Here is a 25,949-nt window from a genome sequence, read left to right on the forward strand (position 1 = left end):
ATATTTAGAAATCCTATTGACAAGGTATAAAAGCAATAGGTATAGTTTTGACAGCCCGAAGAACTAATAATAATATTAGTGATTTTGATATTCAACCATACTATCTTGGATAACATGTTATAAACATTCCTAAAAGACTCTTTGATATTCGCAAATAAAAAAAGACTCAACTTAATTGAGTCTTTCCGTAAATATATACCAAGGTGTTATTCTGATCGCTCTAACTGACCTACTTTCTCCCAATTTGGATCTACTTCCATACTAATAGTTAGGTAAAGTGTTCCATTATCTGTTCTATAGGTAGAACCCTGTTGAGGTCGCCCGTCTATTTCTTCAGGTTTTAATTTATACATGGCTCCGGTAATAGGATCTACAACAAGTCCGATAATTCCACCAATCACTATATTTCCTAAATACCAGGCGTTAAATTTTTTCTTTAAGGTTGTTCTATAGGCCTTGTATCCATCAAGTTTAAGTACGACATTATATTCCTGATTTCTTTTTAGTTTTTTTTGGATTGGTGTTTGCCCCATCTCAATTTCATTAATAGATACCAGAGCTTGTTTAGGGTTAGAGTTTATTAATACTTCCTGCCGGGAGCCAGAAATGATTGTGGCGCAACTGGTAATCGCCAATGCCAAAACAATAGTTACTGCTTTAAAAAAAGTATTCATGTTATAATTAATCAAGTTTTAATTCATATTGTTCTAAGTTGGAAACATCGCCATTATAGCTATAAAGGTCAATTTTAAGACGATAACAAGAACTCCATAAATCGGGCTTCTTCTTATTCGTTACCTTTACAATGTTTGCTCCATTTTTCCTGGCCTCGATTCTTGCTTTATTTAATAAGCTGTTAAAGCTGCAATCTGTGGAAAATCCTGAATCCTGGAATTTTAAGACTCCTATTTTAATAAGATTTTCAGGCAAGGGATCTTCCACGTCTAAAAAAGCTACTTTTTCATTGGATGATAATGTCGATTGTGGGTTAGTAAAGTTTGAAGAGATTTTTGGACTACAACCGCTTAATCCGATTATAATCGAGGCAATAAAAAATAAAAATTTTTTATTCATAATCATTAGTTTTAAGGTGTTGACTAACAATTTAATGGACTCCCATTACAAGTCATTGATTTGAGCGAATATATGTAATAATTCGATTGAATTTTAAAAAAAATGAGGATCAGGCTTAAAAAAACAACACGTATATATCACTGTTAATCAGACATATAATTTAGTTTTATTTAAAACCAGGACTTTAAAAGAATTCCCCTTACGGATTTGTATAAAAAAAATTTAGCGAACTTTAGATAAATGGAAATCTCCAGCTTCAAATTCTCAATAAATTTATTTGCTTTTGGCTCATGTCTAAGAGGTATAACTCTAACTGTGATCCAAGCTGTATTTATGCCAAAACTGCCAATTCACCTTACAGATATAAAAAAAAGACTGCGGAACGGGCTTGTTCCGGCACCCCCCATTTTCGACTCATCGATTGTTCTCAAAGCGCAATATAGCTTTTAAGTAATTTTTAAATTTTTCATAAATCCAGATCTCAGCTAATTCTATTTATCGTTATCACCTTTCAATGCGTACGGCTTCTAACACTTTGAATGTTCAATAGTAAGTATAATGTTTTTCATCATTGGAATAGAAGAACACTATTGTTCATAATTCTATATTTGCAATGATTATTGTTGAACCTGCATAATTATATTTAGTTTTATAAAGACAAAAATAATGCTATTCCATCGTTATAGCCGCTGTATAAACATAATCATAATTATCCATAGGGCTTGGTGTTATCTCATTACCCTCAAACGCTATTCGGTAGCACTTAGCGGATGGATTTCTTTTGCCCTTTGGAATATCCCAATAGGTAATTAGTTCATGTACTGTATCATCACCAAATATATAAGGACATTTTATCTTATAAGTAAGTATTTCCTGTGTAGGACAATCCTCTAAAGGTAAACCAAACTGATTGGTCAAATAAGAATAACCGTTATATTTTGAAATGCCTAATTTTGGGCTGTTAACATCTGGTTCAAAGCCAGGTTTGGCAGGAGCACTATAACTATCATTATCCCAATTCCAACATGGCTCAGAAATAATAATATCTAAGGCGTATGAGTCTTTCGAAATATCTAAAGAATTATTGATTTCAATTCCATTTACTAAATCATTTCCTGAAGAATCCTGAAAGTTCAAATATAAATTGTAGCTAATAAATTCGGGTTGTTTATGGATAGGTGGATCACAGTATGAGAACATGATCAAAGCAACCAGACTTAATATTTTTAAGGCTTTCATTGTGTTTTTGTTGTTTTCAGTTCAATAGGCTCAATACTATTTATTATGATTCCTGTAAAACAGTCATCAACACAATGATCTTCAACATAACCGCAGGTAGAAATTAAGCCGTTGTTTTCATATTCGAAATAGGTTGTTGCGTTGTCCCTGGCTATAAGCCATTCCTGTGCTGCTTTATTGTATACTTCTTCAAGAGTGATGGGATCGGCTCCATTCTGATGAACTCCAATTTCCGATTTTGTTTCAGTCCATTGAAGTTCACTCTCCGGGATATCTTCAGATAGACCTGCTGTAGCCGTATAATCAAAATGTCGTTGTATTATTTCTCCTTCTTCTACTATTATTGTCGTTTCCCAATTAAAACCAACCCAAGAGCCATGCTCTACTGTATATTGGTAGGAATTCCCGGAAGATTCTTTAAAATCCAACCAGATCTTTTTACTCGTTCTAAACTCGCTTTGGTAGTTTAAATCATCTGAATCACAAGCATAGAATAGGGTACCGATAAGTGTCAGTACAATAACGACTGTATAGATTTTGCTTTTCATAATTTTTAGAAGATTTAATATTTATTGCCAAAATAAGGTCATTATTCACCTGGATTAGATCATGCTTGCTAAGCATTCATTTTAAAGGCCTTACATTGTAGATGCTTTTTCGCTTCATTAGTTGCGTCAAATGGCTGGTTTATAATAGCAAATCTAAAATGAATATTTTTCTTTCTAAAAACAACCAGGATTATGCACTGACAAATATCTGTTTTACAGCTAAAAGATAAAAATCACTTCAGCATACGATTTTTATAAACGCCCTAACAGTTGTATACATAAGATAAGCAATACCATAGCAATTGGGTACACAGTAGCATATGCCACCGCGGGGGCATTGCTTTTTGTAAGCGAGTCTGTGGCCGCAAGTCCCGGTGTACTGGTCATCGCCCCTGTAAGCGTGCCCAACATCGATAATATATTTAATTTTAAAAATATTCGGGCGACTATAGTGGCTAAAAGCATTGGAAAAAACGTAACAACTGCTCCCACAATAAATAGGTTAATCCCATACTGATTGAAAGTTTCCACAAATGTAGCACCGGCTTTAGTTCCTACGGAAGCTAAAAAAAGCATTAGTCCTAGTTGTCGCAAAAGATTATTCGCCGTTCCACTCATACTCCATAAAACCGGCCCTGTTTTTCCTAGTCGGCCCAATAGCATGGCTACAATTAGTATCCCTCCTGTTAACCCAAGACTAAACTGGAAAGAAGCCCCAAAATTTAGGGAGATTTGACCAATTAGTATTCCTAGGACAATCCCTGTAGCGATAGGAAAAAAATCGGTATCTGATAAGTTCGTATTATCATCCCCTAAAATTTCAGAGATATTTTGGATATGATTTTTTGCACAAACCAGCGTAATCTTGTCCCCCATTTGCAATTTTGTACGGGGACTGGCAGAAAGTTCGATCCCACTACGTCTTAATCGCGTGATCGTAGCATCGTATTTAGCTCTTAAATTTAACTGTGTAAGATTTTTATTGATCACCTGGGGTTTGGTAATTAAAAAAGACTGTACTACATATTCTTCGTTAAAATAAAGTTCTTCATCTGTAGTACTACCAATTAAAAGCCCTATTCGTTTTAATGCATCTTCTGTTCCCACAGCTTTAAGTAAATCGTTTTTATGTAATACGGTTTGTGGTGTTGGGGTAAAAACATGGTCGTTATGTTTAACTCTGGAAATAATACCTTTAGTCATTTCTCTAACACCAAGCTGCTCTATGCTCATTCCTATGGCACTATTATTTTCTACAATAAAATTACGAGTAAATATAGGTTTTTGATGAGCGGTCATTTTTTGTTTGTATTCTTTTTCCAGATCATCAATATTCAATTTAAATAATTGGGGATAGAGCCTTACAAAAATGATAACGAGAATAACTCCCAATGGATATGCTATTCCATACCCTATAGAGACCAAATTAGATTTGGTAACATCTATTCCCGCAGCTAATCCGGGGGTACTGGTTAAGGCACCGGAAAGTAAGCCAATAGCAATTGGCTTATCGATATCAAATATTAGGATAGCAATATACGTAAGCAAGGTTGCAGAAAGCACAACGACAACCGCTATAACTATAAGGTTTTTCCCCTGGTCTTTAAATGCCTCAAAAAAACCAGGTCCTGCCTGGAGACCAATAGTATAAATGAATAAAATAAGCCCTATTTTTTCTAAAATATCGGGTAGCGTAGCGCCTAAATGTCCAAATATTAAGGCCACAAAAATAATTGCAGAAATATCTAATGAAATGCCTTTCACCTTTAGATTCCCTAGCATAAAACCTAAACAGATAATCAAAAAGAGTATCAAATAACTATTATTTAAAAATTCCATTTTTAAACGCATTAAAGTTCAGATTAAAATTAAAACAACGCCTGCGCTTTTAAGTTGATAATTATCAGGTTTTGAAGGAAAGTACTTCAAAGAATGTCCAGAAAATATTTATTATTTTTTTTCTAATTCCAGGCATCCCTATCCCGATAGCTATTTGATATTTTAATGATTCTATTTTGGTTAGAAACAAACCGGTAATCCCAGTAATTATCGATCCCGGGATTCAATAGAAATACATTTTAAAAACAACTGCTTCTAAAATAAGCTCAAAATAAAAAATTGACCGTATAAGCTGATATTTATCAGTTTTTTCACTCAGGACAATTCATACCTTTATTATGGAAAATAACGAAATATTAAAGTTTGATTTTTTAATATTTTAAAAATGGGTGCGATAGGCAGGAAATTATTTAAAGGAAATTTTTCCTTAGAAAATAATCACTGAGTGTTAATATTTAAGCCAAATGCCATGAAAACCAAGAAAAATCCAAAAGCTGACCTTAATAGAGGAAGTTTGATTTTTTTTCAAATTGGGCTAATCATAGTGCTATCCTCTGTTTACTTTATGATCGAGATGCGAACCTATAATGTTACCAGCCAGGATAATTTTATTATGGAAGTGGAAGAAGAAAGAATTTTAGAAATACCGGTAACCCAAATGAATACTCCGCCTCCCCCACCTCCACCCCCTGCGCCAGAGGTTCCTGAAATTATAGATTTGGTCGAAAATGATATAGATATTGAAGAAGATGAAATCGCCTCTACAGAAAGTAATCAGGATATCAAGATTAATGTTATTGCTGAAGTTTCAGATATTTCAGGAAGTGAGGTGGAAGAAGAAATCGAGCAGGTACCATTTGTTTTTGTCGAAGAAGTTCCTATCTATCCGGGTTGCGAAGATTTAAAGGATAATGAAGCACGAAAACAATGTATGATCCAAAAAATAGATGAATTTGTAAGGACAAATTTTAATACTGAAATAGGCACCGAAGCCGGTGTTTCTGGTATAAATCGAATCATTGTCTTATTCAAAATAGACGAATTTGGTAAAGTATCAGAAATTAAATCTAGAGCTCCGCATATTTTGTTGGAACAAGAAGCTGAACGGGTAATTAAAAGTTTACCCCAAATGACCCCTGGTATGCAAAGGAATAGACCTGTGAGAATTTCATACTCACTTCCTATAGTGTTTGATTTTAGAGATCACAATTAATTAGCTAAGTAACGCTAACACAATCCATCTTAAACCTTTTAATTATGAAAACCTTACTTATCCCATTCGACTTTTCCAAAGCTTCTGAAAACGCTCTTAAATATTCAGTTGAATTTGCGATGCATGAAAAACCAATATTAAAGATATATCTGTTGCATTTGATAGACGAGCATACCAATGAAGACGATGCTTATAAAAAATTAAAAAGTATCATTAATGAATATGATAAACCCGAATATCCAGAAATAGAACCATTAGTAAAACGCGGAAGATTAACTACCCTGGCTTTAGCGCTGCGCCAAGAATTACAAATTGATTTAGTAATTGTAGGAACCAGAGGCACAGAAGTATTCAGAAAAGATATGACCTCCAATACCTCTAAATTTATTAGAGAGGTAGATATGCCGGTACTGGTGATCCCCGAGAAATCACAGGGTTTTAATTTGCGAAACATCGTATTAACCACTGGAGAAGAAAAAATTCCAGATAGAAATGTACTTTTTACCTTGCTGGAAATCGCAAGACGTTTTAATGCAAAGGTGAATTTATTAACCATTGGCAGGGATAAAAAGATGATGGGAGATTCTGAATATGATGAATTCAATGAAAAAACCATAGAGTACTTTTTAGAGATGTTCTATTCCCATCATACCTTTATCGCCAATGAAGATATCGTAGAAGGTATTAATCAATACCTGGAAAAACAGCATATTGATATGCTTGCCATAATGCCTAAAACGCATTTGGCAAAAGATAAGGCCTCACAAGGCAAATTAACTAACATCCTGACCATATATAGCGAAAAGCCTTTATTGATTTTAGATTAAGGCGTTATTAATATGCCATATTACTTTTTATTTCATAATTGATATAATTTATCTGATCGTTTTACATGTCTCACATATAATTTCATAACCATGAGTAATTTTTTAGATTATCCAAAAACACAGGACCTTACAAAATACGGATTAAAAAACAATAAGGTACAGTGGAACCTTAGCGGTGAAGAACTACAAGAAATAACCTTAAAAAAAGGAATGGGAAGACAAACCCAAAACGGAACTCTAGCGGTAAATACCGGTAAGTTTACTGGTAGATCTCCTCAGGATCGATTTTTGGTTCAGGACGAGTACACTAAAAATGTATGGTGGGGAAAAATAAATAAACCCATCTCTCCTGAAAATTTCGATAAGCTTTATAATCGTGTAACCGATTATCTGGAAGGTAAAGAAATTTATATCCATGACGGCTATGTTTGTGCATCTCCGGAATACCGAATGAATGTAAGGACAATTACTGAATATCCATGGTCCAATTTTTTCGTAAAAAATATGTTTTTACGACTAAGCGAGGAAGAATTGGAACAATTTGAAGAAGAATGGCTAGTACTTTGTGTGCCGGGTTATTTAGAAGAATCTCCTACAAAATATGGCCTGCGAGCAGAAAACTTCAGTATTCTTAATTTTACTAAAAAAGTAGCCTTAATTGGTGGATCTGCTTACACCGGAGAAATGAAAAAAGGAATTTTCTCTGCCTTGAATTTAATTTTTCCTAAAGAGAAAAATGTATTGCCTATGCACTGCTCTGCTAACGTGGGGCAAGATGGTGATACCGCAATATTCTTTGGATTATCCGGTACAGGAAAGACTACCCTTTCTGCCGATCCCGAGCGAAAATTAATAGGTGACGATGAGCATGGCTGGACACCAGACAATGTAATCTTTAATTTTGAAGGAGGCTGTTATGCCAAAGTAATCGGCCTAACCGAAGAAAACGAACCAGACATTTTTAGAGCTATTAAACCGGGGGCATTATTAGAAAATGTTGTCTTTGATGAAAACGGGGAAGTAGATTTTCTGGATAGTAGTATTACTCAAAATACCAGGGTGAGTTATCCTATAGAACATATAGAAAATATTCAGGAAAATTCTTATGGCGAGAATCCTTCAAACATATTCTTTTTAACCTGTGATGCCTTTGGTGTTCTTCCTCCCGTTTCTAAACTTAGCCCGGGACAGGCAGCTTACCATTTTATTTCAGGATATACTGCGAAAGTAGCGGGTACCGAAGCCGGAATAACTGAACCTGTCCCCTCTTTCTCTGCATGCTTTGGAGAACCTTTTATGCCTTTACATCCCACAGTTTATGCTGAAATGTTAAGCAAAAAAATGCGGGAAGCTAACGTAAATGTTTGGTTAATAAATACCGGATGGAGTGGCGGACCTTACGGGGTTGGATCAAGAATAAAATTAAAATACACCAGACGAATGATCAGTGAGATATTGAATGGACATCTAGCTGATGTGGATTATGAAACACACCCAATATTTGGATTATCCATGCCAAAATATTGTGCCGGGGTACCTTCTGAAATGCTGAACCCTATCAATACATGGCTTCAAAAAGGAACGTATATTCAAAAGTCAATTCAATTAGCACATTCCTTCCATTTAAACTTTGAGAAATTTGCTGCAAAAGCAAGTCAGGAAATTATGGAAGGAGGCCCACTAATTGATGAGCATCATAAAATACCATCAGATTTGTAAGGTTCTTATTGGTTTTTTGTTGGAGAAGATCGAGGTCATTTTAACCTCGGTCTTCTTTTTAACCTATAAAATCCATATATAAAGTTTTGAAATTCTGATTAAGAAAACTGCTGAAAAAGGTCAAAACAAATAGTAATCTCAAACATATGACTACGGATATTTGAAAGTAACAGGCAGCTACATACCTCAACTATTTCTGTTTTATGATTTTGTAAAAACAATTTTTTACACAAAAACGTTATCCTTATTAAATAATGCTCACAATTGTAGTTTTTCGCACTTTGATAAGCCATTATAAAAACTAAAATCACTTATTATGCTGAGCCAATTATGTGTTCATTCAATCTTGCTCGTGCTATCACTTCTTGTATATACAACAGCTTGCTACCCCCAGGAAATCATTCAAAAACAAGGTCTTGCAAATAGCGCTATTAATTTGCAATCGTTGATTGTAGGACGCTATAGTGTATCTCTTACAGAAAATTTGGACTATACCGGCTTACACCATATTGCTAATGATGATGAAAATCAAAAAATCGTACGGCGCTCATTCGAAATGCAATATGTTCGCCTGTCTACATCGTTTAAAATTAATAACAGGTTTTCTGGTGCTATCCTGGTGAATTTGGCAGATTTTAAATATGAAAATCTCACTAACCGAATTTTAGAAAATGCCTTTATAAATTATGCGGGTAACGATTATTTTAATTTAAGATTAGGACAGTTCAGGCCCTATTTTGGTTTGGAAGACTCTTATCCCTTTCAATTGAACAATTCTTATAAATGGTCTAACCAGTATAGTTTATTTGGTCAAAACACCTGGCAAAGTTTCCAGATAGGAGCTGCAGTTTACGGCAATTTATTACCACAAAAAATACCTGTATATTATTATTTTACCGCCTATAACGGTAGGATAAAAAACAATTTCCACAATAAGCCGAATACGGAAAATTACGCACTTCGTTTTGAATATTTTCCCTTGCCGTACCTACAACTAGGCATCAACGGCGCAGTTGCCAACTATGAGAATAGGCATGCCAATGCCTATGGAATTGATGCTAAATTGAGCTATTTTTTTAACAAAAACTGGAAGTTGGATATGCATACTGAATATAAAAATGGCACAAATTTTCTGGAATTTGAAAAAGCAAATCAGGAGGTTAACGAGCCACTTAAAAATTACCGATCACAAGGAATGTACGTTTTGTTTCACTTAAAATATGCCGTAAATAACTCATGGTTGCAAGCGCTGGAATTTAGTTTTCGAGAAGAGTATCTGGATGAAAATATTCAGAAAAGCGGACGTATTCTACGTGAACATATTCCTATGCTGAGTTTGGTTTATGTAGGCGATTACAGTTCTAAATTATCTTTAGTAGGTGTTATTAGTGATTATCAAACCAATATCCCCGGCAGTAGGCAATACGACGGTTCCAAAATTTTAATTCAATACCAAATTGCTTTTAAATAATTTCAATTATGATTGTTTACTTCAAAAATACCTTAACAAGAAAAAATTTAATGGCCTTAACAGGTCTCTTTCTGTCTTTTTTCCTGATCATACATTTATTGGGAAACTTGCAACTATTGTTACCAGAAGAACAGGCGCGGTTACAATATAACTGGTACAGCAATTTCCTATCTACGAATATACTTGTTGAAATTATTGCGTATGTACTCTATGGCTGCATCCTGGCCCATACGATCGATGCTATTTATCTACGTATAAAGTCGAAAAAGGCTAATGGTCCCCGTCTTCAATACAATAGACGATCCAGGGCGAGTACATGGTATTCTAGAAATATGATGTTTTTAGGGATTATAATATTCCTTTTTCTTGTCATTCATTTTAAAGATTTTTGGTATGCTTATAAATATGGAGGACAACTGCCTTTTGATGAAAATGGATATAAAGATCTATATAGCCTTGTGGTAACTGCCTTTGGTGAGCTGTGGTATGTGTTGCTTTATAGCCTGGCTTTTCTGGCTCTTGGGTTCCATTTATTACATGGCGTTTTTAGTGCCCACCGCAGTCTTGGGGTTTATCATTCCTTTTATAGCAGGCTAATAAAAATACTAAGTCTTGTTTTTGCCATCGTCATTACTCTGGGATACCTCATCATTCCTATCACCATTTATTGTAAATCCTAATTACTTTAGAAATGTCACTTCAAACAAAAATACCGGACGGCCCTTTAGAAAAAAAATGGCAGAATTATAAAAAGAATGCGAAACTGGTTAATCCCAACAATCGTAAAAAATTAGAAGTTATTGTCGTGGGTACCGGTCTGGCCGGTGCTTCTGCAGCGGCTTCCTTAGCTGAAATGGGATATAATGTTAAAAGCTTTTGTTTTCAGGACACGCCACGCAGGGCACATTCTGTAGCAGCGCAGGGCGGTGTTAATGCTGCTAAAAACTATAAAAACGACGGTGATAGCGTTTACCGAATGTTCTATGATACCTTAAAAGGAGGAGATTTTCGTTCCCGTGAAGCGAATACCTATCGATTGGCAGAATGCTCTACCAGCCTAATCGATCAGGCCGTGGCGCAGGGAGTTCCTTTTGGCCGCGAGTACGGAGGATACTTACGTAACCGCTCTTTTGGTGGTGTGCAGGTATCCCGAACATTCTACGCACGTGGTCAAACAGGACAACAATTACTTTTAGGCGCCTATCAGGCATTAATGCGCCAGGTACATACAGGAAAAGTAAAATTATTTGCCAGGCATGAACTCTTGGACCTTGTCATCATTGAGGGCAAAGCAAAAGGTATTATTGCAAGAAATTTAGATACCGGAGAGATTGAACGTCATGGTGCTCACTGCGTGGTACTGGCTACCGGGGGTTTTGGTAAAATTTACTACCTCTCTACCCTTGCTATGGGCTGTAATGCTTCTGCCATTTGGAGGGCGCATAAAAAAGGTGCATTAATGGCAAATCCCAGCTGGACTCAAATCCATCCTACTTCACTCCCGCAAAGTGGCGAATATCAGTCTAAGCTTACGCTAATGTCTGAATCCTTAAGAAACGACGGACGTATTTGGGTACCAATAGATAAAGATGAAAGTCGACATCCCAATGCGATTCCAGAAGAAGAAAGGGATTATTATTTGGAACGAAAATATCCCTCTTTTGGAAATCTGGCCCCAAGAGATATTGCATCTCGTGCTGCTAAAGAACAAATCGATGCCTCTAAAGGTGTGGGCACACTAAAAAATGCAGTGTATCTTGATTTTTCCAGGGCTTTAAAAGAATACGGAAAAGAAGTCATTAAAGAGCGCTATGGAAATCTTTTTGACATGTACCATAAAATTACAGGTATAGATGCTTATAAAGAGCCCATGAAAATATCCCCCTCCGCCCATTTTTCGATGGGTGGACTTTGGGTAGATTATGAGTTAATGACATCTATCCCAGGACTCTTTGCTATTGGAGAGGCTAATTTTTCAGACCATGGCTCGAATAGACTTGGGGCTAATTCTCTATTACAAGCATGTGTAGATGGTTATTTTATTTTACCATATACGCTGGCTAATTATTTGGCAGGGGAAATAAACGTCCCAAAAACAGACATCCGAGATCCGGCATTTGAAGTTGCTGAACAAAAATCCAGGAAACAACTACAAGATTTTTTAACTATTAAAGGAACAAAAACGGCAGAAGAATTTCATAAAGAACTGGGGCGCGAACTTTATGATAAATGCGGACTCTCCCGCTCTAAACAAGGACTGGAAAAAGCGATTGTAAACATCCGTAAACTACGGGAAGAATTTAAAACCAACCTACTGGTACCCGGTGATATCAATGAAGTAAATAGTGAGCTGGAAAAAGCTGGTCGCGTAGCAGATTATATGGAATTGGCCGAATTAATGTGTATTGATGCATTACATCGCGAGGAATCTTGCGGAGCACATTTTAGGGAAGAATATCAAACCGAAGATGGCGAAGCGAAACGTGACGATGAACATTTTAGCTATGTTGCTGCCTGGGAATGGAATAAGGAACCTTCAAATCCCAAATTACATAAAGAAGCTCTAGTTTTTGAATTTGTACAACCAACCCTAAGAAGTTATAAATAGTAAGCTATGAAAATCAATCTACAAATATGGCGACAAAAAGACAATCAAAGTAAAGGAGGCTTTCAAACCTATACTTTAGATCATGTTAGCCAGGAAATGTCTTTTTTGGAAATGTTAGACACGCTTAATATGAAGCTGATCAAACAAGGAGAATATCCGGTAGAGTTCGATCATGATTGTCGTGAAGGTATTTGCGGACAGTGTGGGATGATGATTAATGGAATTGCCCACGGCCCATTAAAAAATACTACTACCTGCCAGCTACATATGAGGTCTTTTAAAGATGGAGACACGATCTATATTGAACCATTTAGGGCCAAATCTTTCCCGATAGTACGCGACCTTAAAATAGATCGTTCAGCGTTCGACCGTATCATTGCCTCTGGGGGCTATATTTCTGTGGATACCGGGCAGGCTCCGGAAGCCAACAGTATCCCAATATCTAATGAAGAAGCAGAGGCTGCATTCGATGCTGCCGCCTGTATCGGTTGTGGCGCTTGTGTAGCGAGTTGTAAAAACGCTAGCGCTGCCCTATTTACTAGTGCAAAAATAACTCAGTTGGAATTGCTTCCGCAGGGTCAAAAGGAAACTCATTTGCGTATAAAAAAAATGGTAGAACAAATGGAAAAAGAGTTTTTTGGTCATTGTTCTAATACCGAAGCCTGTCAGGTAGAGTGTCCGGAAAATATTTCAGTACTAAATATAGCGCGCATGAATTACGAGTATAATAAGGCTAGTCTTTTGAAAGAAAAGTAATTGATCGCAGGATTTGGGCCTGTTGATTAAACTGATTTAATCGTAAATACGTAATTAGACATTTTTTGTCTCTTTGATGAATTAATTAATTCGCTAATCGATATTCTTGTAATTATTTTTAGATTCTAAGTATTCTATACATTCCAATTCATTTGGACGAAACTTAAATATTGCTCAGGAAATTTTGGTCTTGTCGCTTCATTTAATATAGTCGTTTGAAAGATCACCTTATATAAAACCTCGTCATTAATTGAAGGATTGTCTAAATTCCAATGGAGATTGATTTGTTTTATTCTTGAATAATTTACTAAAGGATTGAGGATGCTCAAAACCTAATTCGTAAGCTATTTCACTAACAGAAAGATGAGTTGTAGATAGTTTTTCTTTGGCGTATTCGATTAATCTATGCTGAATATGTTGTTGTGTATTTTGCTTAGTATACATCCGCAAAACACTACCCAAATAATTGGCAGAGATATGCAGCTGATCTGCTATATGGGTTACCGATGGAATCCCATTTTGTAATGCCTTTCCGTTATTGAAATAGTTTGATAAGACCTGTTCAAACTGCTCCACCAACTCCATATTCGTTTTTTTACGGGTAAAAAATTGGCGCTCATAAAAACGCTCTGCATAGATCAGTAATTGCAATAACTGTGATATAATAAGCTCTTGACTAAATCGGTCGATATTGGACTGGTATTCCCGTTGAATATTTTTCAATAAATCAACAATCACCTCTTCTTCTTTTTCTGATAAAAAAAGTGCTTCATTTGCCGCATAATGAAAGAAATCGTACGACTTTATTTTTTTAGCTAAATCGGTACCAAATAAAAAATCAGGATGAATGAGTAAAAGCCAACCGGTAGCTTCTACTTCTACTTCAGGATTCATTTCAATCTTAAGAAACTGTAGGGGTGATACAAAAGTGAGTACTCCTGAATTAAAATCATAAGATTGTTGCCCATAATTGAATCGAGCATTGACATTTCGCTTCAATCCTATCGAATAAAACTCCTGAATCCATTGCCATTGGGTTTCATTTACCGGATAGCTCACCTTACTATAATCAATCAAACTGATTAGCGGATGCTCGGCAGCAGGCAAATTGCAAAACGTATGAAATTCAGCAATTGAGTTGAAGCGAAACGTCTTTTCCATAGCTCCTAATTTACTAAAAAGTACATTACAAATTATTGTCTTTTATAAAGTGTTATTTTGATACCATATCCCTCTTTAAATTCAAAAGCAGTAAGCCGCCCCGCTTATATAATCTTTGTATAATCCTTGGTATCTGGTATTGTTCTACTCGCCATTAAAGAGGTGTTTGTCTGGTTATATTATAAGTTTTTTTGTGCTGTGGGACGAACAACTAATTCGTTTACATCAACATCTTCAGGTTGAGCAATAGCAAAAGCTACAGCTTTGGCAATAGCCAATCCTGATATTGTTTCTTTTCTAAAAGTTTCAATAGCCATTTTCTTTAACTCGGGATCGCTAATCGTATTGGGTAATTCTGATTCGGTAGCACCGGGAGCGATTAATGCCACCCGTATATTGCGGCTTACTTCCTGTCTTAAACCATCTGAAATTGCCCTCACGGCAAATTTCGTCGCACTATACACGGTAGAAGTCGGTCCCACCCAACGGTCGCCTACAGAGCTGATATTTACAAATTGGCCACTGTCTTTTTCTTCAAATACCGGTAAAGCAGCAGCGATCCCATGTAGTACACCTTTAATGTTCACATCGATCATTTGGTGCCATTCTTTAATCTTGTAATTATTGATCATGGATAGTGGCATTAATCCTGCATTATTTACAAACACATCCAAAGTTCCATAGCATTCTAAGCTAAAATCTACAAAAGCACGAAGGCTTTCAGGTACTGTTACATCTAATTTGGTATATACGGCCTCACCACCATTTGCCTTGATTACATTAGAAATGGTTTCTAACTTAGCTGTTCTTCTAGCTCCTAATACCACTCTTGCTCCCATTGAAGCAAGATGTTTGGCTATGGCTTCGCCAATACCACTACTAGCTCCGGTAATCGCCACGACTTTTCCTTTTACATTTTCCATTTTTTAATGTTTTTTTAGATTAATTATACAGGGCAAAGTTGCTATATACTAGTCTAAAGAAAGTAGCTGGATCGTTTGGAGTTGTAGTCCAATCGTGCGAAATAATTAAATGCGATGCTGAGCCTCTTTAAAAATATATTTCAAAAGCTACGGATTAATAAGGTATAGATAGCATTCTGCTACACTTCCACCCTACTAGCTTAACACTCAAATTATAGGTCTATTAGACTTATTTGTTCAGTTATAAACCTTCATCCCTATACTTCAACAGATTGGTCGCTTTTTCAATTCTGAGATCGGTTTTACATACTTACACAGCTCCAAAAATTTTAGAAATTTCGGCAACTACATTTTTTCGGGATAAAACCACCAGGATATCGTTAACAAAAATTCGGGTATCTCCTTCAGGAATAATAACCTGATTGTTTCTTTTGATAAGCACCACCAAAGAATCTGAGGGCAAAATTTTATCCTTAGATAAGGATTTTATATACTGGTTGGAGATCTTTGAGTTTTTTTCAACCATCATTTCCAACAGCTCGTAACCATCCCCAAGATCTAAAAACTCTTTTACATTGGGCCCAAGCATGGCACGATATAGGTATTTACCGTTTAAGCGATAAGGGCTCTCTACCGTATCAATACCCAATTGTTCAAAAACCGGTAAAAGATCATCGTTATTTACCGAACTTACCAATCGTGTAATCCCCATTTTTTTTGCCAGTAAGATAACAAGCGAGTTTACCGCATCATCATTAGTAGTTACAATGATGGCATGGGCATCCTCTGCCTTTGCTTCTTTTAGCGTATCCGGATTTGTGGCATCGGCATTAATGACCACACAATCATAATTGGTAGCCGCAAGATTAGCAATACGCTCGTCTTTTTCAATAACATAAACATTTTGACGATCTTTAAGTGCGGCTTCAATAACATGCTTTCCAGTTTTTCCTGCACCAACTATTATAATATTCATATTTATATGATTTTTAAATTTAAATGTTTCTGATTTTTGTACCATACAGTAGCACTCTCACCAATACCAGAATCGGAATGATTTCAATTCTTCCCGCCCACATTTGTATGATATATATTAACTCCAGTACTGGGTTCATAGAGGGATCTGAAATTCCTGTAGAAAGTCCCACCGTACCCTGAGCTGAAGCCGATTCGAATATCGCATCGGCGAGGGTATATCCATCTTGCATAAAATACACGGTAAAACAGGTAGAAAAAAACACAAATAGTAAGTAGATAAGCGTAAATAATCCTGCCCTGGCCAATTCCTCATTCATTTCTGCAGGAAGTAGATAGCGATTATTAAATTTCACCTTTTTTATGGTATGCTCTGAAGCAAAGATTTTATTAATATGCCAGCGTAAGCCTTTTTGTAGTAGAAGGGCCCTTATAATTTTTATTCCTCCAACCGTTCCCCCTGCGGAACCTCCAATAATCATGGCACCAGCAACCATAAAAAGCACCGGTAAATCATCCCATGCTCCAATATTCGCTGTTTGCCAGCCCGTAGTGGATAAACCGCTTACAAATTGAAAAATACCTTCACGTACCGGATCCGATACCCCGTTTGAATTCATCAGTAAAACCGATAATAAAATCCCACCTATAACCGAAGCTATTATAAAAGCCCGGGTTTGGATATCATGCCATAGCAGTTTATAATTTTGCAGGATGGTGAACCTGTACAAAAAAGGAATAGAAAAGCCGCCAACCAGCATGGGCAACAAAAAAAGAATTTCCATTTTTGCCGACTGGTAACCTGCAATACTATCATCCAGTGTACTAAATCCCCCAGTAGACTGGCCGGCCATCGCATGGTTTACAGCATCAAAAATATTTTCTGCAATTGGATAATCCGGTAAAATAAAATAAGTGCCAATAAACAGGTAAACGGCCATTAAAAACGTGATGAAAACGTATATTTTCCATATAGAACGGGCTGTTTGGATCACATTGGTTTTTAATTTGGTGCCACTGGCCTCAGAACCATACAAAAGAAGGGCAGATTGCCCTGGGATTTGTTTAAAAATAGCTAGTGCCATCACGATAAAACCTGCCCCTCCTATCCACTGCGAGAAACAACGATAAAACATTAATGATTTTCCTATAGAAGGTTCGTGATAAGACATAGTGAGTCCCGTAGTGGTAAAAGCACTTGTGCTTTCAAACAAACAGTGTAAGGGATTGCGGAAATTCAGTAAACTGGACTCGTACTCTAATCCCGACGGCACAAAAGACTGCATCACTTCTAAAGGGGTAAATTGGGCAATCATATAATAGGGAATACTGCCCATAACGATAATCATCAACCAACCTAAGGCTGCGATCATTAAAGATTGCTGATATTGTGGATCTTCTACGTTTTTAAGACTTTTATAAATCCCGTAGGCTATGCCTGAAATCATAAGTGAAGAAATACAGAAGCCCAGTAATGAATACCACTCTCCATAGATAACGGCAACGACACCGGGAACGAGGATAACGCCTCCCAGGATTAATTGCAAAATAGCAATCTGTTGAAGTATTGTTTTAAACATTTATATAAAGTTTAATTAGGATTAATAACTATTTTCTGAAGGAGGTTTTCGATATTCCGCAGTCTTGTTTTAACCGCAGATGGTCTGGCAAAAAGTAGTTTTTCCCCGTCTTCAAAAGTTAGTAATAATGCCTTCAGGCAGGCCTGGGCTTCTTTAAGTTTACCTTCAAACTCGGTTGCAGATTGCGCAGCGATAAGAGCGTCAACTTTCTGAAGAATAAGTAAATTACAGTTAAGAGTCGCCCGTAGCTCTTCTAATTCCTGAAGTGCTAATTGATGCTGCAAATCTTTTATTGAAGCGTAGACTTCTATAATAATTTTGGAATGGGCTGTAGTAAAAAAATCAGTTGCCTTAGCATTCATAACATAAATTTTATCGCATACATGAGGTCATCATGGATCCAATGCTATTTGATGTTACAAATCTCGGCAGCGATTGCTTTACTAAAAATCAAGATTTAAATGAAAGGTATAAAGATTTTATAAAGATTGTCGAGGTAGCCCCCAGATATAAACCGAAGAATTATTTTATAATTTCGCAGCAACCAGATAATCATCAAGCTCGTAAGATAATATTCCTGGCAGGGCTAAAAACATTTCGCAATAAGATAGTAGGATTCGGTGATGTTGCTAATTACTGAAAACGGTACCCAATACCACTTTCGGTAATAATGTGTTTTGGATGGTTTGGATTGGCTTCAATTTTCTTTCTTAAGTTACCAATAAAAACACGCAGGTATTGAGTTTCTAACTGAAAACTAGGCCCCCATACTTTTCTTAGTAAATAGTGATGGGTTAACACTTTTCCTTCGTTCCTGGCTAGAAGGAAAAGCAATTCATATTCGGTAGAAGTGAGTTTAATGATATGTTCACGCACTTTTATTATCCGGGCGACAAAATCTATACTAATATCCCCGGTAGTTAGTATGGCGTTATTATCGGTATTTTGACTGTTACGTATCGCAGAACGTATACGAGCTAATAATTCCCCGGTACGAAAAGGTTTGGTTAAATAGTCCGTTGCCCCATTATCGAGAGCCGATACAATATCTGCTTCATTATCCTGAACAGAAAGAATCAAAATGGGATTATTAAACCATTGTCTTAGTTCCTGAAGGACCTGATGACCATTTTTATCGGGTAAACCGATATCCAGCAGTATCAAATCGGGTGTATAGCGGGCAGCAAGCAAAATACCTTCTTTGGCAGTACCGGCCTCAAAGACTTTATAATCATTACTTTCTAAATTTATTTGTAATAATTTACGAATCTGGGGCTCGTCATCTATAATAAGAATTTTGGGATTATTCATTTTCTTGGATGTCTAAGGTTGATATTTGAGCAGGGATTTCAATATGAAAATGCGCGCCTCCCGTCTTTATATTTTCCAGCGTGATTTTTCCGTTTAAAGCTTCTGTAAAGCCTTTAACTATAGAAAGGCCAAGTCCTGTACCTCCGGTAGCTGTACCTTTCATTTTATAGAACTTATTAAAAACCAGTTCTATTTCGTCTTTAGGGAAACCCGATCCGTTATCTGAAATATCTATAACCAACTTATTATCCCGATAATCGCATAATACAAGAATAGTTGTGTTTTTTGGATTATGACGCATCGCGTTGTGGATAAGGTTGTACAGGATCATCTCTAAAAAACCACCGTCCAGTAAGACTAAAGCCACATTATCGTTGGGTTCAAATACTATGTTTTGCAGTTCATGTCTTTCTGTATTTTCATTTATGACCATAAACACCAGCTCATTCACATCTACCCAATCGAAATTAGGTTTTAGCATACCTGCATCTAACCGACTCATATTTAGCAGGTTTTCAACCTGACGGTTCAATCGATTTCCGGCAGTCGAAATTTCATGATAAAGGGATTGTATGTTTTCTTTCGACAATTTTTTTTCGTTTTCAACGATGGTATCTACAGACCCCAATATCGTCGCTATCGGAGTTCTAAGTTCATGTGATAAAGAATTAAGTAAGGTATTGTATAAGGCTATGGTTTTCTCTTTTTCTGCTTCATCCCTTTTTTTATCCTCCATCTGCCTTATTTTGATAGTTAGCACAGCATTGATCATAGCGATGAGCAGGTACATTAAAAACAACAATAAATCTTCAGCCGTATTAATTTTAAAGGTGAGTACAGGAGGAATAAAGAAAAAATTGAGGATAAGCGCGCTTAACAGTGCACAAACCAGTACGGGTAAAATAGAAAAAATTACCGCGGTAAGCGAAACCGCTAGTAACAGGATTAAAGCAACTACTTTATAGCCCATAAAATCCTGAAAAAAGTAAGAAGTAAGCGACGCTAGCAAAATAATAGACATTCCTATGGCATATTGCTTACCTAAACTTATATTTCTGTGAAGAATTGAACGCACCTTTTGTTTGTAAATTTAAGTATTAACTTATAAAGATTTTATAAAGATTTACCAACGGACAAATTTTTATTGAATTTATCAAGGAACTGATTTACAATTAAAAGAGCATTTGATTTTTTTATAGCTATAGTTTCTGTGAAACAGTGATATTCATTGGCACCGCCAAAGGGTTTAATACCCCGAGGCTTGCCTCGGAATTGAAATTTTGTATTTATCGAATGCCTCGTGGGCTTGCCCCGAGGTAGTTTACTTTAAAAATAATAACTTTAAAATGTAACACAACTTACAGAATATCATACACCATCGCTTACTAACTTTAATCAGGCATTCATGAAAATTAAAGCCTTCTTCCTTTTAATACCCGTAGTTTTATTCCTGGCCAGTACTAAAACCTATGCACAATCAATAACATCACAAATTGAAAATTATCTGGATAACCTAAAGGACTCAGAATTTTCAGGAACCATATTAGTAGCACATAACGACACGATTATAGCTAAAAGAGCCTATGGACTTGCTAGTATAGAGTATGACGTAAAAAACCAAATTGAGACGAAATTCAATATAGCCTCTATTACTAAAATGTTTACTGCTGTGGCAGTATTACAACTTTTCGAACAGCGTAAAATAGCACTAAATAAGCCTATAGAAGAATATCTACCGGATTATCCAAACCAAATCGTTAGGAACTCGGTGACCACACATCAACTCTTAACGCACACTTCGGGGCTAAATAATTTCTATGTTAATGATTTGGCTATGATCAAAAATAAGGACTATAAGAATATTTCAGATTTTATTTCCCTATTTGCAAAGGATAGTCTCTTATGTCCACCAGGGACTAAATACAATTACAGCGGATCAGGATTCGTGGTTCTGGGACTCTTAATTGAACAATTGTCTGGCGAAAATTACTACGATTATATTCAAAGGCATATACTTGAACCATCGGGTATGACGAAAACATCAGCGATTCAGGTAGATTCAATTATAAAGAATAAAGCTAGTGGATATACTTCAGAATTTGGCAAAAGTGAAAATTTAAAAAGAAATGACTACTATCTTACTAAAGCATCACCAGCCGGATTCTATTATTCAACAATTGAAGATTTATTTAAATTCTCTAAAGCCTTAAGAAACTATCAATTATTAAACAAAGCTACCACAAATTTAATGCTGCAACCTAAAGTAAAGGGATATAATACGCATTTAGGATATGGGATTGATATCGATAATAGATATAATCAAACGATTATTGGACATAGCGGCGGATGGTATGGGATTCATTGCGAGTTAATGGATTTTCTCGACGATCATTATACCATAGTTATATTATCAAATATTGACGATGGAGGAAAAGCAGGAGCCTCGAAGGTAGCCGACTACTTTAAAATTTTATTAGCTGATAAGAGCGAAAATGAGTAAGCCCCTTACAAGAAAAAGCAGAGACAATTTGTTCTATGTACATATTATATAGAAATATATGATATCATATAAATGAAGTTTCAGGTTGGAGGAATATCATTATATTTAAAGCAATACGCGTTCAAATCTTATTACCTGTTCATTAGCTTATGTTTTAATCGTAACAACCAAAATCATCATGAAAAAATCTTTTTTAGCATTAATTCTAGTTCTCGTTTGTTCAAATTTATCTTCTCAGAAGCTTTTTAAAGCTGTAGATAAAGGAGATGCACAAAAAGTAAAAGCGCTATTAGAAAAAGGAGCTGATCCAAATGTTTATACGGAGGATGGGTTATTCCCTTTATGGAGAGCTACAGCCAATAATAACCAGGAAATAACCAAACTTTTATTGGAAAATGGTGCAACGGTTGATTTAGAAAACAAAACATCCTCCGGGAGTTTGACCTCATTAATTTATCCTTCACAGGAAGGATATTTTGAAATTGTAAAACTTTTGGTTGATCATGGTGCTGATGTTAACTATAATGCGTTTAAAGGCTTTACACCTATTCGGATTGCGGCTAGAAATGGTCATTTAAATATTATAAAGTATTTAGCTGAACATGGGGCTAAAATTGATGTAAAAGCTGAGGATGGAGCTACACCATTAGAACATGCGGCTTCTAAAGGCCATTATGACGTAGTGCGCTTTTTAATTGATAAAGGAGCGAATGTAAATACTGTAGATAAAGAAGGTGACTTTCCGCTGGGAGAAGCTGCTAAGTATGGCTATACAGAAATTATGGAATTACTGATTAGAAATAAAGCTGACTTATCTTTAAAAAATGCAGCGGGTAAAACAGCCTTAGATTTAGCAAAAGAAAGAGGGCAAAAAAGAGCTGTAGATTTATTAAAAAATCAGTAAGTTATTTCATCCAATCTGGGATTATCACGTAAAAAATGTAAACAATTGTTGTAAAAAGCCGCCATAAAAGATAAAAGTCAAATAGATCAGGATTTTTGATCATTTTAACATTTTTATCATTAGGGCGGCTTTTAATTTGTAACCGGACAACGGAATTACAGCTTAACCCCAATACCTAATCCAAAAAGCCATGGGTTGATATCTACATCAGCTCCAACGGTAGCATCTAAAGCAGTAGTGGCATTTACGGTAACATCGGTTTGCAAAAACAATTTTTTAATATCCAGGTTAATAAACCATTTATCACTAATCATATAATCTACACCTAATTGTCCGGCAAAGCCTAAACTGTTATCATAATCTAAATCATCTGCCACCGGACCTTCATCTACACTATAAAAAATAGTATAGTTTAAACCTGCTCCAATATAAGGCTTAAAATTACCCAATGAAGTTACATGATATTGACAAGTCAGTGTTGGAGGTAAAAGCCAAACACTTCCCAGATCAATATTTCCTGCAGCAGTATTTATAGCTTCTACATCGTGTTTTGTTGTTCCAAGTATAAGTTCTAATGACCAGTTTTTAGTAAAATAATAAGTAATATCAAATTCAGGTATAACTGTAGTAGAAATATCTGCATCACCACCTATCGCTTCTATTGAAGCTTTTTCGTCTGGTGAAACCACTACTCCTCTTAACCTAAACTGCCATGGATTATCCTGAGTTTTGTCTATTTCTTGAGCCTGAAACGAAAAACTAAGCAATAATGCAGCAAGTGTTGTAAATACAAATCTTCTCATAATTTTGAAATTTTATTAATACCTCAAAAATATTTCGAAAGCCACCTTAAAAAGATGATAAAAGTCAGTTATATTTATGATTTTTACTCTTATTAGACACCTCTTTAAATAGAGCTTCTCTTTTACTTTTTTACTATTAGGAGAAAGAGTTGATTGAGAATGAAATTCTATTAATAATTAACAAATTTCAATTGTATTTATTTAGATCATTCAGTTTGAATGAAATTTAGGTATGTTTACATTAGACAAAACCGTTATTTCATTATCACAACCTAATTATCTATGAGATCTTTACCGTTACTTCCTTTTATACTTCTAGCGCTTATTATCCTTACGAATTCTTGCGAACCGTCTCCATCAGAAAAATTAGAAGAAATTATAGAGATTATGGATCCTAATTTTAGATATGCTCTACTCCAAACTAATTGCGTAGATACCAATAACGATAAGGTAGGAGATAAGAACATCGATCTCAATAAGGATGGCAATATCGATCTTGAAGAAATCGAAGCAGTGGAAAGCCTAATTCTTGCTTTTAATCATGAAATCATCTTAGGTCCTGTAAATCTGGAAGAAATTAAATATTTTTCCAATTTAAAATATCTGGATATTACGCGTAATGATGATAACGTTTATATCGAAAATACTGGTACAACCAAAATGACTTCTAATTTTACCGCTCTTCACAATTTAAAAACATTGAAATTGAATTATCTAGGATCTGATTTTTATAGTGATCTGGATCTATCTAATCTGGAAAACTTAACCAAACTGGAACTCATCAATAATAGACCAAGCTATTTAACGGAACCAGCGGACTGGGAATATCCAACTCATTTTATAAAAATTCACATGAATGGCTGTATAAATTTAGCAGAAATAAATATGGAAAATAGTTTTCTTATAGTTGATTTTTGCGAGGCACCTTCAATCAAAAAATTAAATATGCGCTACCTGGAAGGCGGGGAACCGGATGTATTCGATTTTCATTGTCTGGAAAAACTAGAAGAACTTGATATTTCAGAAAATAGAATCACAAAATTAATTCTGAAAAACCGTTACGTGTTAAATACATTTTCGGCTTATGATATTGGAAATTCCGGAATGTCTAACTATCCCTTTGTCAAGGAAGTTTGTATCGATGACCTTCCTGAAGAGCTGGAGCAAATTTCGGAAATCATAAATGAGCATACGGTGATCAACACAGATTGTACATTTTAATGAGGTATTTTTATTTTGCAAATCCTGAAAAGATCAAACCATAAATTTATAAAATAAGGCTTATATTAAAGCACAACCATAAATCATCATCATGTTTATCATCAAAAAAATTAAATTACCAGCATTTCTTCTATTTTCAATAGTATTATTTGTAAGCAGTTGTAATCAAAAACCGCAATTATATGGGACACCAAATGTGGATATTGCAACCATTCAAAGTCAGTTTTTAAACTGGTACAGATATGATAAGATTTATATCGACCTCAGTAAAGATTACCACGCCTTAAATTCTAATTCTGAAGAAATAAGTAAAGAAGAATTTTTAGAAGAACTGAGTATGGCTAAATATTTGGTGGTACGAATGAATTCTGCCGAAAACACTACTTTTTACAAACTCATAGAAATACCGGAAGATGGTAATAAAGAGATTGGTAACCAACTTGCTAAGAAAGCCGACCGTGAATTACGCAATCTTAAATTATTAAATAAACCTTTTCCAGATTTTAATCTTAAAAGTTTAAAAGGAAATTCTTATCAATTAAGTCAGTTTAAAGATCAATATCTGGTGCTTAATTTTTGGTATACCACCTGTGGAAAATGTAAAAAAGAACTTCCGGATATTGAAGCCCTCGCTCAAAAATATAAATACCGCGATATCGCTTTTCTAAATATATCCCTAAACGAAGTACATACATTAAACAACTATTTAGACGGCAAAAATTATCAGGTTGAAACCTTACCAATGAACAAAAAGTATGTTTTAGACAGTTTAAGTATTCGCCTGTTCCCTACTTATCTCATTATCGATCCCAATAAAAAAGTTATCAATGTATCTAACAATTCCAGACAATTGGAAAAAAGAGTGAAAGAGATTATAGATGAATTAAATTGATGGGTTTAATTTTTAAAATTTACAGGGTAAAAAATTAAGTTAACTTCCTCATAGAAATATTTGTAGGTATAATGAAATTATTTTTGAGATCTCTTATCGGATTTGTACTCGCTTTATTAGCAATTTTACCCTTTATTTTTTTAGGTCTTTCTTTATATGATGCTTTTCCGAATATTTATGGTATTCTGGCTTTAGGAATCATTTCAGTACTAAGTTTATGGATGGCTTATGGAATATTTAATTTGATAAGAAAAAAAGGCCTTTTAAAGATTTTAAGTTATCCTTTCTCCTCTCCAGATCTGGATAATTTAAAGAAAAATAAGGATGAGTAAGGAACAATTCTTATGCAAAAAAAGAGAGGCCTTTTCGGCCTCTACTTAATTAA

25 protein-coding genes are annotated in these 25,949 nt (G+C 35.4%); 12 read left to right on the forward strand and 13 right to left on the reverse strand.

Annotated elements, in window-relative coordinates:
* Positions 1 to 206: 206 nt before the first annotated feature.
* The 5 genes from ZPR_RS06435 to ZPR_RS06455 all read right to left on the reverse strand — a co-directional run bounded on the left by ZPR_RS06435 (position 207) and on the right by ZPR_RS06455 (position 4,700).
* On the reverse strand, positions 207 to 674 hold the full coding sequence (locus ZPR_RS06435) for a PEGA domain-containing protein (protein WP_013070836.1): 468 nt from the start codon (positions 672 to 674) through the stop codon (positions 207 to 209).
* Between the two features lie 7 nt (positions 675 to 681).
* Complete coding sequence (locus ZPR_RS06440; RefSeq protein WP_233421373.1) at positions 682 to 1,074, reverse strand: hypothetical protein; 393 nt, start codon at positions 1,072 to 1,074, stop codon at positions 682 to 684.
* Positions 1,075 to 1,743: 669 nt separating this feature from the next.
* A complete protein-coding gene (locus ZPR_RS06445; RefSeq protein WP_013070838.1) occupies positions 1,744 to 2,313 on the reverse strand; it encodes a hypothetical protein in 570 nt (189 codons plus the stop codon).
* On the reverse strand, positions 2,310 to 2,861 hold the full coding sequence (locus ZPR_RS06450; protein ID WP_013070839.1) for a hypothetical protein: 552 nt from the start codon (positions 2,859 to 2,861) through the stop codon (positions 2,310 to 2,312). The genes ZPR_RS06445 and ZPR_RS06450 overlap by 4 nt, the downstream gene beginning before the upstream one ends.
* A gap of 252 nt (positions 2,862 to 3,113) precedes the next feature.
* Positions 3,114 to 4,700 carry an aspartate:alanine exchanger family transporter gene (locus tag ZPR_RS06455; RefSeq protein WP_041579705.1) on the reverse strand — a complete coding sequence of 529 codons (1,587 nt, stop codon included), beginning with the start codon at positions 4,698 to 4,700 and terminating at the stop codon, positions 3,114 to 3,116.
* A 469-nt stretch (positions 4,701 to 5,169) separates the two neighbouring features.
* Here ZPR_RS06455 and ZPR_RS06460 point away from each other — a divergent pair, with 469 nt between their 5' ends.
* The 7 genes from ZPR_RS06460 (at position 5,170) to ZPR_RS06490 (ending at position 13,294) form a co-directional block, all read left to right on the forward strand.
* Positions 5,170 to 5,913: an energy transducer TonB gene (locus ZPR_RS06460; protein WP_041578740.1), complete on the forward strand. Its 744-nt coding sequence runs from the start codon at positions 5,170 to 5,172 to the stop codon at positions 5,911 to 5,913.
* Between the two features lie 44 nt (positions 5,914 to 5,957).
* The gene (locus ZPR_RS06465) at positions 5,958 to 6,740 is read left to right on the forward strand and encodes a universal stress protein (protein WP_013070843.1); all 783 of its coding nucleotides are present in this window, start codon (positions 5,958 to 5,960) and stop codon (positions 6,738 to 6,740) included.
* A gap of 90 nt (positions 6,741 to 6,830) precedes the next feature.
* Positions 6,831 to 8,459, forward strand: a complete 1,629-nt coding sequence (gene pckA / locus ZPR_RS06470) for a phosphoenolpyruvate carboxykinase (ATP) (protein WP_013070844.1) — start codon at positions 6,831 to 6,833, stop codon at positions 8,457 to 8,459.
* A gap of 316 nt (positions 8,460 to 8,775) precedes the next feature.
* Entirely contained in the window at positions 8,776 to 9,930 is a 1,155-nt protein-coding gene (locus ZPR_RS06475) for a porin (protein ID WP_148211665.1), read from the forward strand.
* A gap of 8 nt (positions 9,931 to 9,938) precedes the next feature.
* Positions 9,939 to 10,610, forward strand: coding sequence for a succinate dehydrogenase cytochrome b subunit (locus ZPR_RS06480; protein WP_013070846.1), 672 nt, complete (start codon positions 9,939 to 9,941; stop codon positions 10,608 to 10,610).
* 11 nt (positions 10,611 to 10,621) lie between these two features.
* Entirely contained in the window at positions 10,622 to 12,538 is a 1,917-nt protein-coding gene (locus ZPR_RS06485) for a fumarate reductase/succinate dehydrogenase flavoprotein subunit (RefSeq protein WP_013070847.1), read from the forward strand.
* Between the two features lie 6 nt (positions 12,539 to 12,544).
* On the forward strand, positions 12,545 to 13,294 hold the full coding sequence (locus tag ZPR_RS06490) for a succinate dehydrogenase/fumarate reductase iron-sulfur subunit (RefSeq protein ID WP_013070848.1): 750 nt from the start codon (positions 12,545 to 12,547) through the stop codon (positions 13,292 to 13,294).
* Between the two features lie 246 nt (positions 13,295 to 13,540).
* On the opposite strand, the gene ZPR_RS06495 is transcribed toward ZPR_RS06490, so the two are convergent.
* From ZPR_RS06495 to ZPR_RS06530, 7 genes are all read right to left on the reverse strand, one after another.
* Positions 13,541 to 14,455 (reverse strand): helix-turn-helix domain-containing protein, encoded by a 915-nt coding sequence (locus ZPR_RS06495; protein WP_041578742.1) that lies wholly within the window; start codon positions 14,453 to 14,455, stop codon positions 13,541 to 13,543.
* A gap of 179 nt (positions 14,456 to 14,634) precedes the next feature.
* Entirely contained in the window at positions 14,635 to 15,378 is a 744-nt protein-coding gene (locus tag ZPR_RS06500) for an SDR family oxidoreductase (RefSeq protein ID WP_013070850.1), read from the reverse strand.
* Positions 15,379 to 15,688: 310 nt separating this feature from the next.
* Positions 15,689 to 16,354: a potassium channel family protein gene (locus tag ZPR_RS06505; RefSeq protein WP_013070851.1), complete on the reverse strand. Its 666-nt coding sequence runs from the start codon at positions 16,352 to 16,354 to the stop codon at positions 15,689 to 15,691.
* Positions 16,355 to 16,373: 19 nt separating this feature from the next.
* Entirely contained in the window at positions 16,374 to 17,933 is a 1,560-nt protein-coding gene (locus ZPR_RS06510) for a TrkH family potassium uptake protein (RefSeq protein WP_013070852.1), read from the reverse strand.
* Between the two features lie 11 nt (positions 17,934 to 17,944).
* Complete coding sequence (locus ZPR_RS06515) at positions 17,945 to 18,295, reverse strand: hypothetical protein (protein WP_013070853.1); 351 nt, start codon at positions 18,293 to 18,295, stop codon at positions 17,945 to 17,947.
* A 271-nt stretch (positions 18,296 to 18,566) separates the two neighbouring features.
* Positions 18,567 to 19,244, reverse strand: coding sequence for a response regulator (locus ZPR_RS06525; RefSeq protein ID WP_013070854.1), 678 nt, complete (start codon positions 19,242 to 19,244; stop codon positions 18,567 to 18,569).
* On the reverse strand, positions 19,237 to 20,319 hold the full coding sequence (locus ZPR_RS06530) for a sensor histidine kinase (protein ID WP_041578744.1): 1,083 nt from the start codon (positions 20,317 to 20,319) through the stop codon (positions 19,237 to 19,239). The genes ZPR_RS06525 and ZPR_RS06530 overlap by 8 nt, the downstream gene beginning before the upstream one ends.
* 330 nt (positions 20,320 to 20,649) lie before the next feature.
* On the opposite strand from ZPR_RS06530, the gene ZPR_RS06535 reads away from it, so the two are divergent.
* Together ZPR_RS06535 and ZPR_RS06540 are read left to right on the forward strand one after the other, a co-directional pair.
* Positions 20,650 to 21,744, forward strand: a complete 1,095-nt coding sequence (locus ZPR_RS06535; RefSeq protein ID WP_013070857.1) for a serine hydrolase domain-containing protein — start codon at positions 20,650 to 20,652, stop codon at positions 21,742 to 21,744.
* Between the two features lie 178 nt (positions 21,745 to 21,922).
* On the forward strand, positions 21,923 to 22,648 hold the full coding sequence (locus ZPR_RS06540; RefSeq protein ID WP_013070858.1) for an ankyrin repeat domain-containing protein: 726 nt from the start codon (positions 21,923 to 21,925) through the stop codon (positions 22,646 to 22,648).
* A 155-nt stretch (positions 22,649 to 22,803) separates the two neighbouring features.
* On the opposite strand, the gene ZPR_RS06545 is transcribed toward ZPR_RS06540, so the two are convergent.
* A complete protein-coding gene (locus ZPR_RS06545; RefSeq protein WP_013070859.1) occupies positions 22,804 to 23,451 on the reverse strand; it encodes an OmpW/AlkL family protein in 648 nt (215 codons plus the stop codon).
* 282 nt (positions 23,452 to 23,733) lie between these two features.
* Between ZPR_RS06545 and ZPR_RS06550 the strand changes: the two genes are divergently transcribed.
* The 3 genes from ZPR_RS06550 (at position 23,734) to ZPR_RS06560 (ending at position 25,896) form a co-directional block, all read left to right on the forward strand.
* The gene (locus ZPR_RS06550) at positions 23,734 to 24,672 is read left to right on the forward strand and encodes a leucine-rich repeat domain-containing protein (RefSeq protein ID WP_013070860.1); all 939 of its coding nucleotides are present in this window, start codon (positions 23,734 to 23,736) and stop codon (positions 24,670 to 24,672) included.
* A gap of 91 nt (positions 24,673 to 24,763) precedes the next feature.
* Positions 24,764 to 25,564 (forward strand): TlpA family protein disulfide reductase, encoded by an 801-nt coding sequence (locus ZPR_RS22455; RefSeq protein WP_013070861.1) that lies wholly within the window; start codon positions 24,764 to 24,766, stop codon positions 25,562 to 25,564.
* 83 nt (positions 25,565 to 25,647) lie between these two features.
* The gene (locus ZPR_RS06560; RefSeq protein WP_148211666.1) at positions 25,648 to 25,896 is read left to right on the forward strand and encodes a hypothetical protein; all 249 of its coding nucleotides are present in this window, start codon (positions 25,648 to 25,650) and stop codon (positions 25,894 to 25,896) included.
* Positions 25,897 to 25,949: the final 53 nt, after the last annotated feature.

The sequence above is a fragment of the Zunongwangia profunda SM-A87 genome (genome assembly GCF_000023465.1).
GTDB classification, from domain to species: domain Bacteria; phylum Bacteroidota; class Bacteroidia; order Flavobacteriales; family Flavobacteriaceae; genus Zunongwangia; species Zunongwangia profunda.

Coding starts and splice junctions, on each gene's coding strand:
- ZPR_RS06505 (WP_013070851.1), bottom strand. CDS start 16,354: ATGAATATTATAATAGTTGGTGCAGGAAAAACTGGAAAGCATGTTATT.
- ZPR_RS06510 (WP_013070852.1), bottom strand. CDS start 17,933: ATGTTTAAAACAATACTTCAACAGATTGCTATTTTGCAATTAATCCTG.
- ZPR_RS06525 (WP_013070854.1), bottom strand. CDS start 19,244: ATGAATAATCCCAAAATTCTTATTATAGATGACGAGCCCCAGATTCGT.
- ZPR_RS06475 (WP_148211665.1), top strand. CDS start 8,776: ATGCTGAGCCAATTATGTGTTCATTCAATCTTGCTCGTGCTATCACTT.
- ZPR_RS06495 (WP_041578742.1), bottom strand. CDS start 14,455: ATGGAAAAGACGTTTCGCTTCAACTCAATTGCTGAATTTCATACGTTT.
- ZPR_RS06445 (WP_013070838.1), bottom strand. CDS start 2,313: ATGAAAGCCTTAAAAATATTAAGTCTGGTTGCTTTGATCATGTTCTCA.
- ZPR_RS06515 (WP_013070853.1), bottom strand. CDS start 18,295: ATGAATGCTAAGGCAACTGATTTTTTTACTACAGCCCATTCCAAAATT.
- ZPR_RS06545 (WP_013070859.1), bottom strand. CDS start 23,451: ATGAGAAGATTTGTATTTACAACACTTGCTGCATTATTGCTTAGTTTT.
- ZPR_RS22455 (WP_013070861.1), top strand. CDS start 24,764: ATGTTTATCATCAAAAAAATTAAATTACCAGCATTTCTTCTATTTTCA.
- ZPR_RS06485 (WP_013070847.1), top strand. CDS start 10,622: ATGTCACTTCAAACAAAAATACCGGACGGCCCTTTAGAAAAAAAATGG.
- ZPR_RS06490 (WP_013070848.1), top strand. CDS start 12,545: ATGAAAATCAATCTACAAATATGGCGACAAAAAGACAATCAAAGTAAA.
- ZPR_RS06435 (WP_013070836.1), bottom strand. CDS start 674: ATGAATACTTTTTTTAAAGCAGTAACTATTGTTTTGGCATTGGCGATT.
- ZPR_RS06450 (WP_013070839.1), bottom strand. CDS start 2,861: ATGAAAAGCAAAATCTATACAGTCGTTATTGTACTGACACTTATCGGT.
- ZPR_RS06500 (WP_013070850.1), bottom strand. CDS start 15,378: ATGGAAAATGTAAAAGGAAAAGTCGTGGCGATTACCGGAGCTAGTAGT.
- ZPR_RS06550 (WP_013070860.1), top strand. CDS start 23,734: ATGAGATCTTTACCGTTACTTCCTTTTATACTTCTAGCGCTTATTATC.
- ZPR_RS06465 (WP_013070843.1), top strand. CDS start 5,958: ATGAAAACCTTACTTATCCCATTCGACTTTTCCAAAGCTTCTGAAAAC.
- ZPR_RS06440 (WP_233421373.1), bottom strand. CDS start 1,074: ATGAATAAAAAATTTTTATTTTTTATTGCCTCGATTATAATCGGATTA.
- ZPR_RS06480 (WP_013070846.1), top strand. CDS start 9,939: ATGATTGTTTACTTCAAAAATACCTTAACAAGAAAAAATTTAATGGCC.
- ZPR_RS06460 (WP_041578740.1), top strand. CDS start 5,170: ATGAAAACCAAGAAAAATCCAAAAGCTGACCTTAATAGAGGAAGTTTG.
- pckA (WP_013070844.1), top strand. CDS start 6,831: ATGAGTAATTTTTTAGATTATCCAAAAACACAGGACCTTACAAAATAC.
- ZPR_RS06540 (WP_013070858.1), top strand. CDS start 21,923: ATGAAAAAATCTTTTTTAGCATTAATTCTAGTTCTCGTTTGTTCAAAT.
- ZPR_RS06455 (WP_041579705.1), bottom strand. CDS start 4,700: ATGGAATTTTTAAATAATAGTTATTTGATACTCTTTTTGATTATCTGT.
- ZPR_RS06535 (WP_013070857.1), top strand. CDS start 20,650: ATGAAAATTAAAGCCTTCTTCCTTTTAATACCCGTAGTTTTATTCCTG.